The sequence below is a fragment of the Streptomyces sp. NPDC033178 genome, from assembly GCF_055577685.1.
Genome location: NZ_JBVIPT010000001.1, coordinates 791,745 through 802,537 on the forward strand (window position 1 = coordinate 791,745; position 10,793 = coordinate 802,537).

Genomic DNA, 10,793 nt, shown 5'->3' on the forward strand with positions numbered 1-10,793 from the left:
CGTGACCGCCTCGGTCCACCACTGCGACACCACTCGAAGCAGCAGACCAGAGGATGGGACACCGACATGAGTGAGAGCGTGAAAGGGCCCGCGAGCTACTTCCCCTTCATCGAGAAGAAGTACGGCCGTCCCATAGCCGAGTGGAAGGGCCTCATCCGCTCCTCGCCCCTCACCAGGCACATGGAGCTCGTGGCCTGGCTCAAAACCGAGCACGGCATGGGCCACGGCCACGCCAACGCGCTCGTCGCCCACACGCTCGCCGAGGACAGCAGTAAGTGATCCACCGGGAAGAAATGCGTTGCGGGCCATGAGAGGGCATCCGCAGACTCGTCGACGAGGGGAGCCAGGGACGGGGAGGCGCCATGTCGGTCACGGAGACACACGAAGACGCTCTGGTGCGTGCGCTGGGCAGCGAGCCGAGGAGGCCGGCCGCCTTTCGTGAGCTGATGCGGCTCGGCTCCGCCGCCGTGCCGGCCATCCGGCGGGGCCTGGCGCACCCCGAGGCCCTGGTACGGGAGCAGAGCTGCAGGCTGCTGGACCACCTGCTGGTGACCGAGGCGCTGGACGATCTGATCGCCATGCTCGACGACCCCAGTCCCCAGGTGCGCGTCGCCGCGGTGCACGCGCTGGCCTGTGACCGGTGCAAGAGCGACGCCTGCCGCCCCGACCGGGCCGTGGTGCTGCCCCGGGGGATCCAGTTGCTGAGCCGGGATCCGGACGCCCACGTGCGCAACTTCGCCGCCGAACTCGTCGGGCTGTCGGTGCACACCCACGCGGAAGCGGTCGCCGCCCTGGTCCGGGCCCGGGACAACGATCCGTCGCCCGCTGTCCGGAAGAAGGCGGGCTGGTACGCGCCGGGTGGACCCATCCACCTCAGGACCGCACCGCGACCGGCCCGCAGGCCTCGCTGACCGCGGGCTCCCGGCCTGACGGGACCGTTCTTGGACCTGCCGGGACGGTGCTCGACCTGACGGGAGCGGGTTCCGTGGCCGGTTGTGACCCATGTTCCGGCACGGGCTGGTGCGGCGTCACGCGCTCCCCGCGCCGCACGCGCCCGCGCCGGAACTCCCCCGGGCGGCTCCCCCTTGAACCGTGGGTGCCTACTGTTCTACCTTCGCCACATGGTCGGGGCATCAACGCCCGCTCACCAGCGACACAACGTGCGGGCGGCAGTTGGGCCGGGTGATGACGAGTGCGTCCACACCTCGCGCTGATCGAGGACGATCCCGACTTCGCACTGATGTGCCGTACCTATCTGGAGCGTGAGGGTTTCACCGTCACGTGGGCCATGGACGCCCGGGCCGGCAAGGCCGTCATGCACGACGGCGGCATCGACCTCGTCGTCCTCGACCTGGGACTTCCCGACGGCAGCGGTCTCGAACTGCTGCGGGCGCTGCGCTCCACCAGTCGACTTCCGGTCATAGTCGTCAGCGGTCGCGGAGACGAGACGGACCGGGTGGCGGGGCTGGAGATCGGCGCGGACGACTATCTCGTCAAGCCGTTCTCGCAGCGGGAACTCGTGGCCCGTATCGGCGCCGTGCTGCGCCGGTGCCGGCCGCCCGAACTGCCGACCGTCCTCGACGTCGGGACGCTGCGCGTCGACACCGCCGCGCGCCAGGCGAGCGGAACGGGTGTCCTGCTGAACCTGCGCCCCAAGGAGTACGCCCTCCTGGAGGCCCTCGCACGCTCCCCCGGCCGGGTCTTCTCCGCCGGGCAACTGCTGGAGCTGATCTGGGGAGCGTCCTGGCAGCAGCCCGCGACGGTCATCGAGCACGTGTACCGGCTGCGCGGCAAACTCTCCCGACTCCCGGCGCCCGCACCGCGGATCACCACGGTGCGCGGCTATGGATACCGTCTCGATCCGTGAGGGCCGCCATGTCCACGAGCCGTCCGTCCGGCACCCCGAAGCCCGTCCCGGACTTCCGGCGCCTGTTCGACTCCACGCTCTCCCCGCTGCTCGTCCTCGCCCCGGACTTCACGATCGTCGAGGTCAACCGCGCCTATCTGACGGCCACGGGCACGCGGCGGAGCATTGTCGGGCGCCCTATCTTCGATGTGTTCCCCGACAACCCCGAGGACCCGTCGGCCGACGGCGTCACCAACCTGCGCCGCTCACTGGAGGCGGTGGTGGGCACGGGCCGCACGGACACGATGGCGCTGCAGCGGTACGACATCCCGACGGGCGACGAGGGCGGTTTCGTCGAGCGCTACTGGAGCCCGGTCAACACGCCGGTCCTGGACGCCGACGGGCGGGTGACGCACATCATCCACCGGGTCGAGGACGTCACCGAGTTCGTGCGGCTGCGCCGGGCCGGGCACGAACGCGAGCGGGCGGCCGCCGAGGCACAGGTGCGCGCGGAGGGCATGGAGATCGATCTGTTCGTCCGCGCGCGGGAGATCCGCGAGGTCAACGAGCAGTTGCGCCGGGTGAACGGCGAACTCGACGCCGCCGGGCGGCAGTTGCAGGAGGAGCAGCGGGCCAAGGACCGGTTCATCGCGACGCTCTCGCACGAGCTGCGCAATCCGCTGGCCGCCGCCACCGCGGCGACCGAGCTGCTGGCGCTCGACCTGCCCGGCGGCCATCCGGCGCTCCCGGTCCTGGAACGGCAGCTCGGCATCCTGGTCCGGATGAGCAACGACCTGCTGGACGGCACGCGCGCGTTGACCGGTCGTCTGGAGCTGGTGCCCGAGCGAATGGATCTGAGGTCGGCCGTCGAAGGCGCCTGCGCCGACATGCGCGGTCTGTTCGGCCACGAGGGACGGGCCATCGACCTCCGGCTGCCCGACGGCCCGGTGCTCGTGGACGGTGACCGGCTGCGGCTGGCCCAGGTGCTGACGAACCTCCTGTCCAACGCGCTGAAGTACACGCTCCCGGGCGGCCGTACGGACGTTTGTCTGTCGTCCGCGGACGGGCAGGCGCAGCTCACGGTCAGGGACGACGGGATCGGTTTCGAGCCCGGGCAGGCCGAGGAACTCTTCGGGGTGTTCATGCGGGCGGCTCCCGCCGGGCCGCACACTCCCGAGGGGCTCGGACTCGGGCTCGCGGTGGCCCGGACCATCGTCGAACTCCACGGCGGCCGGATCTCCGCGCACAGCGACGGACCGGGCAAGGGCGCCTCGTTCGGCGTGCTGCTGCCGACGGCCGCCTCGGACGCGCCACAGCCGGCGCGCCCCGCGACCACCGGCCGTGCGCAGCGGCAGCTGGTCATCCTGATCGTCGAGGACAACACGGATCTCGCGGCGACCTACCGCACCCTGCTGGAACGCCAGGGGCACCACGTCACGGTCGTCCACACGGGCGCGGACGCCGTCACGGCCACCGGGGCCAACCTCTTCGACGTCGTGCTGTGCGATCTCGGGCTGCCCGACATGGACGGCTACACGGTCGCCCGTACCGTACGGTCCCGTCCGCACGGCGCCGGGCTGCGCCTCATCGCGGTCTCCGGCTTCAGCCGGGGCACCGACCGGACGCTGGCCCACGAGGCCGGATTCGACGCCCACCTGGCCAAGCCGCTGCCGCTCGCGGATCTGCTGGACCTGCTGGAGCGCTGACCTGGGTGTGCTGCACCCAGGAGGCGTCCACCTGGGAAGACGGCGGCCTGGTCGGCCCGTGCTGCCGGAGCGACCGTGGAGCCATGACCACGAGAACGAGCACGAACGACGACACGTCCCGCGATCCGCACCCGTACGTCGGGATGTGGGTGACCGCCGACGGCTACATCCGCCAGGAGCTGCTGCCGAACGGTCGGTACGACGAGGCCCGCGGCGAGCGGCAGAGCGCGTACACCGGCAGTTACACCGTGACCGGCAGCCATATCGACTACGTCGACGACATCGGTTTCACCGCCACGGGCGATGTCCGCGACGGGGTGCTGTACCACGAGCACCTGGTGCTCTACCGGGAAGCGGCTCCGGGGCGCGACCGGCCGCGGCGCAGCTGAACTTCGGGGGCCGGCGCCGGGGCTGACCCCGGGACCGGCTTCAGGGCTGCCGTACCCCGACGGCGGTATGGGCCGGTGCCCGGGGAGTCAGCCGTGCGCCGACGAAAAGCGCAGGTCGGCGGCCTGGTGGGCGAGTGATGGGCGCTCACGTTCGGTGTGTGATCGGTTGCGGTGGGTCGGCGGGTTTCACACGGTGGGGCCCAGATACAGCCGTCCTCGAAAGGAACCGGTATGCGCGCCCTGGTATCCCGCGGGCTCCTTCTCCCGCCCCTCGTCTGTGCCGCTCTCGTCTGCGGGCCGGTCGCTTCGGCCACTGCCGCCTCCGACGTGTCCACGGGCTCCGTGGGCAGCCCCGTCGCGGTGGCCCCGCTGTCCGCCGGCGTGGCCGACGTGACGCTGGAGCAGATCCACGCCCTGGAGACGGCGGATCACGGAGACGTCCTGACGCCTCTCCTAGACGCGCTCACCCCCCTCGCCGACCGGGGTCACGGCCCGCTCGACGCGGCCGAGGCGGCCGAGCACAACAAGGCCGTCACGGAGGCGACCGCGTCCGTCGAGGAGCGGCTGGAGAGCGTGGACCTTCCCGCCGACCGGGCCGCGGCCGATCCGGTGTCGGACGCGGTGGCGGGACTTCAGGAATCGCTCGGCGGGCTGCTCTCGGCTCTGACCTCCCTCGACGTGGGAGGAGTGGTCGCCGAGGTGCCGAAGGTGCTGTCGAACGTGATCGGCGTACTGACGGGGATCCTCGGCGGCGGTCTGTCCGCTCTGCCGAGCCTCCCGGCCCCGACGGAGTAGTCACACACCGGCGGGGTGCCCGCGTCACTGCGGCGCACCCCGCCGGGACGACAACCGGTCGGTGCGGACGGAGGGCTTGCGGGCCTCGCCCGGATCGGCAAGGCGCGCGGGCTGTCGAAAGCGCTCCAGCGGGTACCCGTATGTCATGGCTGATGTCGTGGACTCCGACGAACTCCTGCGCCGTATCCAGCGTGCTCGCGCCTGGGCCGAGCGGGAGGAGGAGACGTGGAAGGCGCGGAGCGACGACCTCAGGCGGGGCGATCCCGGCGGCTCACGTGACGCCGATGTGCGGGGGCATGCCTATGAGGCCGTACGCAAAGTGCTGGACGAGATCCTGACCCCGGGCGTGCATGCCGTGGACGGCTGAAGGAGCCGGGCGAACCGGCCCGACCGAGGGAGCCGGGCCGGTTCGCGCTCCCGACGCTCAGTCACATGCGGGGCGTCGGCCGTCCGACCGTGTGGGCCGTTCCCGGCTCCGTGCGCGCAGGGTGTCGTCGTCGGTCTGTGCGGGAACTGCTCGAAGGGTGCGCGGGACGTATGTGTCGCCCCTGAGGCGACGCAGCGGCGTCACGCGGATCCTGACCTCCGGGTGCTTGGTGGTGTTCATGGGGCAACACTGCGCCATCGGTACCGGAGCAACCAGATCACTGTTGTGGGCAGGACCGCGGATCCTGGTACCGGAACCACCAGTCAACGGTCACGAACCACCAGTCAGCCGGTGTCGGGGAGTCTCAGAGTGAAGACCGACCCGGTGCCGGGTTCGCTGGTGACCGTCACCGTACCGCCGTGGGCCGTGACGAGTTGACGCACGATCGACAGACCCAGGCCGCTGCCGCCGGTGCGCCGGCTGCGGGACTTCTCCGCCCGCCAGAACCGTTCGAAGACGCTGGGCAGATCCTCCGGGGCGATCCCGCTGCCGGTGTCGGCCACGTCGAAGACGACCTCGTCGTCCTGGCGTCGAAAGGTGAGCGTGATCGTGCCGTCGGCCGGCGTGTGGCGAATCGCGTTGGAGACCAGGTTGCCCAGCGCCTGCCGCATCCGGACCGGATCCGCGTCGAGCCAAGGTGTGCCGTCCGAGCCGTCCGAGCCGTCCGAGCCGTGCGAACCATCGGAGCGGGACGAGTCTTCCGAGCCGTCGGAGCCGTGCGAGCCGATTGAGCCGGACACGGCCGTGTGCAGCCGGACTCCCGCCGCCTCGGCCGCCACCCGGTGCGCCGCGACGACCTGTTCGAGCAGTTCGTCGGCGCGGACCGGCTCGCGATGCAGCCTGAGCGTGCCCGCGTCGGCGGCCGCGAGGTCCTGGAGATCGTCGATGACCCGCTGGAGGACGACCGCCTCGTCGTGCAGGGAGGCGAGCAGTTCGGGATCGGGGTCGACGACGCCGTCCCGGGTCACCTCCAGCCAGCCGCGGATGTTGGTGAGCGGGGTGCGCAGTTCATGGGCGATGTCGGCGACCATCGCCTTGCGCTGCGCCTCCATACGTTCTCGGCGATCGGCCAGGTCGTTGAACGCGACGGCCAGGATGCCCGTCTCGTCCTGGGTGGTCACGGGTACGCGCACGTGCTGCTCCGGCGGCTGCTGGGCGGCGTGTGTCAGTGCGCGCAGCGGCCGTACGAGCCGTGTGGCGACCAGCACCGTCACGGCCACCGTGAGGGCGAGGACGAGGCCGGCGACGCCCGTGACCTTGGCCTTGTTGGCGGCCGACATGTCGAAGTGCGGAACGGCGCTGTCGCCGCGGCCGAGGAACAGTTCCGCGGCCGGCGCGACGTAGGGCTCCAGTTGCCGGCGCCGGGCGCGGTCGACGCAGTCCTGCGCCTTCCTGTCCTGGTCACGAGTGGTGTCGATGCCCGTCTCCGCTTTCCGGCCGAGGTAGCGCGTGAGCATGGACCGGTCCGTGAAGTCGACCGTGGCGGCGAAGAGCGAGGGGAACTTCCCGCCGACACTCTTCAGGCAGTCCCCGGCGTACGTGTTGAGTTCCGCCAGGGCCTTCTCCTCCGTCGCGGTCGGGGTGTTGAGCACTCCGTCGGCGCACGGCGTCGGTACCTGGCCTCCGTCCACGGTGCCCTCCTCGTCGACGAGAACGGAACGGCCGCTGGGCATTTGTGTGATGGCGGTCTCGACACCGTTGCTCGAGAAGCAGGCCCGGCGCTTCTCGGCCAGCAGCCGTACGCGCTCACGCTCCGCGCCCGGCAGCCGGAACGGACCCACCGCGCGCGGGTCGATGCCGGTCCGCTGTGCTCCGGGCTCGGTGAAGGTGTCGGTGTGCAGGGGATCCACCGCGGCGGCGGCCCTGGGCGGCAGGGCAGTGGTCCGCGTCTCGGAGTCCGCGATCGGTGTGCGGTCCGGGGCCGTCAGGGCGATGCGCCGCCCGGTCCTGTCCGACAGGGCGCGGACGGTCTTCCCGACGCCGGACCAGTCGCGATGGGTGGCCGCGTATCCGCTCAACTGCCGCAGGATGTCCATGTCCTCGGTCAGTACCTGCCCCTGCTCCTCCTGGATCGCCCTGGTCGTGGTCTCCACCGCCAGCCAGGCCGTCGCCGCCACCGAACAAATGGCGATCAGCACCGACGTGATCAGCAGCCGGACCAACAGCCTCTTGCGCAGCGGTATCGCGCGGGTCATCAGCGGTCCCCGCTGAGCTTGTACCCCACGCCGAAGACGGTCAGCAGCCGCACCGGTCTGCGCGGATCCGCCTCGATCTTCCTGCGCAGGTTCATGATGTGCACGTCGACCGCCCGTTCGGTCGAGGCCCGGTCGATGCCCCGGGTGCGGTGCAGCAACTGCTGCCGGGAGAAGACCCGTTCCGGCTCGGCGGCCATGGCCAGGAGGATCTCGTACTCGGCCGGGGTGCAGTCCACCGGCGCTCCGTCGCACACCACCTCGTGCCGTACGGGATCCACGGCGATGCCGGCGGCCCGTACGACCGGTTCCTCGCGGTGCCCGGCGGCCTGGCGTCCGCTGCGGCGCAGGACGGTGCGGATGCGGGCCATGAGTTCGCGCGGGCTGTACGGCTTGGTCATGTAGTCGTCCGCGCCGAGTTCGAGGCCGAGCAGCACGTCCTCCTCCGTGGAGCGCGCGGTGAGCATCAGAACGGGGATGTCGTCGTGCCGGCGCAGCGCCCGGCACACGCCGAAGCCGTCGATCACCGGGAGCATCAGGTCCAGGACGACGAGGTCGGGCCGACGCTGCCGGGCCGCCTCCAGGGCGGCCGCGCCGTCGTGGACCACGGTGGCGGTGTGGCCCTCGCTCAGCAGGGAGCGGCGTATCAGCTCCGCCTGCTTCTCGTCGTCCTCGGCAACCAGCACATGTGCGCACACGGGGCCGATGCTAAGCGCCCCGGGCGTGGTGGGACCGTGGGTGAGGGGCTTCCCACGCCCTGACATCTTCCTCACAACCGCCTGCTAGTGCCGGTCCGGCGACCCGGCTCAGCGTCTGAGTGCGGCCGCGTCGCCCATGACGACCACGGGATCGCGGTCGGGGTCGAGGGAGCGCAGGAGTTCCTTCATGTGATTCTTCCGGAGGCTGACGCAGCCCTGGGTGGGGCCGTCGTGGTCGACGTGCACCCAGATGCCGCCGCCCCGGCCGGCCCCGAGGGGGCGGGTCCAGTCCAGCGGTGTGGTGCCCGCCCGGCGGTTGTAGTTGATGGCGACCACGTAGTCGAACGAGCCGGCCAGGGGCTCGCCCTCGAAGCCCGTGCCACCGATCCCGAAGCCGCCGGAGTGGTCGTACGGGAGGCTCGTGCCCGGGTCGGGGCGCAGGCCGCCCGCGTCCGTGAGCGCGTAGACGCCGATGGGTGAGCGGAGGTCTCCCGCCCGGTGGTGGTCGGTCCAGCCCTTGAGGGCGTTGTGCGCGGGCCAGCTGGTCCCGGCCCGCCAGCCGGACGCCGTCCGCTCGTACAGCACCGCGGTGGAGATCGACGAGTTCCTGTCCCGGCCCGTCACCACCAGGGCCTGACGGGTCTTCCGGGGCACCTTGGCCCACGTCTTCGGGCCCAGGCCCGGCAGTTGCTGAGGTGCCACGCTCAGGGCGACGTGGGGTGCGGGGGCGGGTGGCGCGGCTGTACCGCCGTTCACCGATGTCGTTCCGGGCCTCTGATCCGGCGTCGTCACCGCTCCTCCGCCGCCGCAGCCGACGAGGACGAGCGAAGCGGCCAGAACGGCCACGGGGCGACGTACGGCACCGTGTGTGGATGTGATCATGCGTCGACCTTGACCGGTACATGTGAGGAACTCGTCAGGTCGGTTCGACGGGTGACGCAGAATCACTCGGTTGTCCTCCCCACCCTCCCGCTTCGAAACATTCGTAGTTGAAGGCGACTGTTGTGCGGAATGTAGGCAGAACAGGGCCACCCAGCAAGAGGCGCGGCGAGACCCATGGGGCGGCACGACCATCTTGCGCCATCCGGAATCCGTGTCAGCACGGGCCGTTGACGCTATCGAGGGTCAGCCGTAAGGTCTGCGCAGCCAATCGGAAACATGCTCGAAACTTTCGAAACGACAGAAAGGGACGACATGATCACCCGCACCCCCACAGATCCCACGGCCACTCCTCCGCCCCGGCAGCCCCGCACCCGAAGAGCTCTGGTGATCGGTATGGCGGGCCTGGTCGCCGCGGCCGGCGTCATCACTCTCGCCGGGACGGCCGAGGCGGCCGGCACGCTCGGCGCCGCGGCGGCGGAGAAGGGCCGCTACTTCGGCGCCGCGGTCGCGGCCAACCACCTGGGCGAGGCCCCGTACGCCTCGACGCTCAACACGGAGTTCAACTCGGTGACTCCGGAGAACGAGATGAAGTGGGACGCGGTCGAAGGGACCCGCAACTCCTTCACCTACGGCGCCGCCGACCAGATCGTCGGCCACGCCCAGAGCAGGGGCATGAAGGTCCGCGGGCACACCCTCGTGTGGCACTCCCAACTGCCCGGCTGGGTCGGCGGGCTCGCCGCCGCCGACCTCAGGACGGCGATGAACAACCACATCACGCAGGTCATGCAGCACTACAAGGGCAAGATCCACTCCTGGGACGTCGTGAACGAGGCCTTCCAGGACGGCAGTAGTGGCGCCCGGCGCAGTTCGCCCTTCCAGGACAAGCTCGGCAACGGCTTCATCGAGGAGGCGTTCCGCACCGCCCGCGCCGCCGACCCCGCGGCCAAGCTCTGCTACAACGACTACAACACCGACGGGGTCAACGCGAAGAGCAACGCCGTCTACAACCTGGTGCGGGACTTCAAGGCGCGCGGTGTGCCCATCGACTGCGTGGGCTTCCAGTCCCACTTCAACAGCGCGTCCCCGGTGCCCGGCGACTACCGCGCGAACCTGCAGCGCTTCGCCGACCTCGGTGTCGACGTACAGATCACCGAGTTGGACATCGAGGGCTCCGGTACCGCGCAGGCCAACAGCTACACCAACGTGGTCAACGCCTGTCTGGGCGTGTCCCGTTGTACCGGCATCACCGTCTGGGGCGTCACGGACAAGTACTCGTGGCGGGCCAGTGGCACTCCCCTTCTCTTCGACAACAACTACGCCAAGAAGCCTGCCTACAACGCCGTGCTCACCGCGCTCGGCGGCACCGGCTCGGGCGGTGGCGGTGGAAGTGCCTCCTGCACGGTGTCGTACAGCAGGACGGACGACTGGAGCGACCGCTACAACGGCAGGGTGACCGTGACCGCGGGCGGTTCAGCGATCAGCACCTGGACGGTGGCCGTCACGGTGACCTCCCCGCAGAAGGTCTCCACGACGTGGAACGGCACGCCGAGCTGGGACTCCAGTGGCAACGTCATGACCATGAAGCCGAACGGCAACGGCAGTCTGGCCGCCGGGGCGTCGACGAGCTTCGGGTTCACCGTCATGAAGAACGGCAACTCCTCGGCGCCCTCGGTCGGTTCCTGTACCGCGTCCTGAGAACGGGCCGCGCCCTTCGGGGAGTTCGGTGGCAACGGAGGCGGGGGGGGGGGGGGGGGGGGGGGGGGGGGAGCACGGCGGGGAGGAAGGGGAGGAACACGAGGGTCTAAGAGGGAGGAAGAACGTACTTGTTGGTGTAGCACCTAAGAAACCACGAACAATA

11 protein-coding genes are annotated in these 10,793 nt (G+C 70.5%); 8 read left to right on the top strand and 3 right to left on the bottom strand.

Going from position 1 to position 10,793, the window contains the following annotated elements; all coding sequences use genetic code 11:
- The first annotated feature begins 66 nt into the window (after positions 1-66).
- The 7 genes from ACZ5VQ_RS03810 to ACZ5VQ_RS03840 all read left to right on the top strand — a co-directional run bounded on the left by ACZ5VQ_RS03810 (position 67) and on the right by ACZ5VQ_RS03840 (position 5,103).
- Positions 67-279 (top strand): DUF4287 domain-containing protein, encoded by a 213-nt coding sequence (locus ACZ5VQ_RS03810; protein WP_469103511.1) that lies wholly within the window; start codon positions 67-69, stop codon positions 277-279.
- A gap of 83 nt (positions 280-362) precedes the next feature.
- The gene (locus ACZ5VQ_RS03815) at positions 363-911 is read left to right on the top strand and encodes a HEAT repeat domain-containing protein (protein WP_469103512.1); all 549 of its coding nucleotides are present in this window, start codon (positions 363-365) and stop codon (positions 909-911) included.
- A gap of 281 nt (positions 912-1,192) precedes the next feature.
- Positions 1,193-1,867 (top strand): response regulator transcription factor, encoded by a 675-nt coding sequence (locus ACZ5VQ_RS03820; protein ID WP_469103513.1) that lies wholly within the window; start codon positions 1,193-1,195, stop codon positions 1,865-1,867.
- Between the two features lie 8 nt (positions 1,868-1,875).
- Positions 1,876-3,552: a hybrid sensor histidine kinase/response regulator gene (locus ACZ5VQ_RS03825; RefSeq protein WP_469103514.1), complete on the top strand. Its 1,677-nt coding sequence runs from the start codon at positions 1,876-1,878 to the stop codon at positions 3,550-3,552.
- 83 nt (positions 3,553-3,635) lie between these two features.
- Positions 3,636-3,941 (top strand): Atu4866 domain-containing protein, encoded by a 306-nt coding sequence (locus ACZ5VQ_RS03830; RefSeq protein ID WP_469103515.1) that lies wholly within the window; start codon positions 3,636-3,638, stop codon positions 3,939-3,941.
- Positions 3,942-4,172: 231 nt separating this feature from the next.
- Positions 4,173-4,736 (top strand): hypothetical protein, encoded by a 564-nt coding sequence (locus tag ACZ5VQ_RS03835; protein ID WP_469103516.1) that lies wholly within the window; start codon positions 4,173-4,175, stop codon positions 4,734-4,736.
- A 145-nt stretch (positions 4,737-4,881) separates the two neighbouring features.
- On the top strand, positions 4,882-5,103 hold the full coding sequence (locus ACZ5VQ_RS03840) for a hypothetical protein (RefSeq protein ID WP_469103517.1): 222 nt from the start codon (positions 4,882-4,884) through the stop codon (positions 5,101-5,103).
- A 344-nt stretch (positions 5,104-5,447) separates the two neighbouring features.
- On the opposite strand, the gene ACZ5VQ_RS03845 is transcribed toward ACZ5VQ_RS03840, so the two are convergent.
- The 3 genes from ACZ5VQ_RS03845 to ACZ5VQ_RS03855 form a co-directional block, all read right to left on the bottom strand.
- Complete coding sequence (locus ACZ5VQ_RS03845; protein WP_469103518.1) at positions 5,448-7,358, bottom strand: sensor histidine kinase; 1,911 nt, start codon at positions 7,356-7,358, stop codon at positions 5,448-5,450.
- Positions 7,358-8,053 (bottom strand): response regulator transcription factor, encoded by a 696-nt coding sequence (locus ACZ5VQ_RS03850; RefSeq protein WP_469103519.1) that lies wholly within the window; start codon positions 8,051-8,053, stop codon positions 7,358-7,360. The genes ACZ5VQ_RS03845 and ACZ5VQ_RS03850 overlap by 1 nt, the downstream gene beginning before the upstream one ends.
- Positions 8,054-8,161: 108 nt before the next feature.
- A complete protein-coding gene (locus tag ACZ5VQ_RS03855) occupies positions 8,162-8,935 on the bottom strand; it encodes a L,D-transpeptidase family protein (protein WP_469103520.1) in 774 nt (257 codons plus the stop codon).
- A gap of 312 nt (positions 8,936-9,247) precedes the next feature.
- On the opposite strand from ACZ5VQ_RS03855, the gene ACZ5VQ_RS03860 reads away from it, so the two are divergent.
- Entirely contained in the window at positions 9,248-10,630 is a 1,383-nt protein-coding gene (locus ACZ5VQ_RS03860; protein ID WP_469103521.1) for a glycoside hydrolase family 10 protein, read from the top strand.
- The last annotated feature ends 163 nt before the right edge of the window (positions 10,631-10,793 follow it).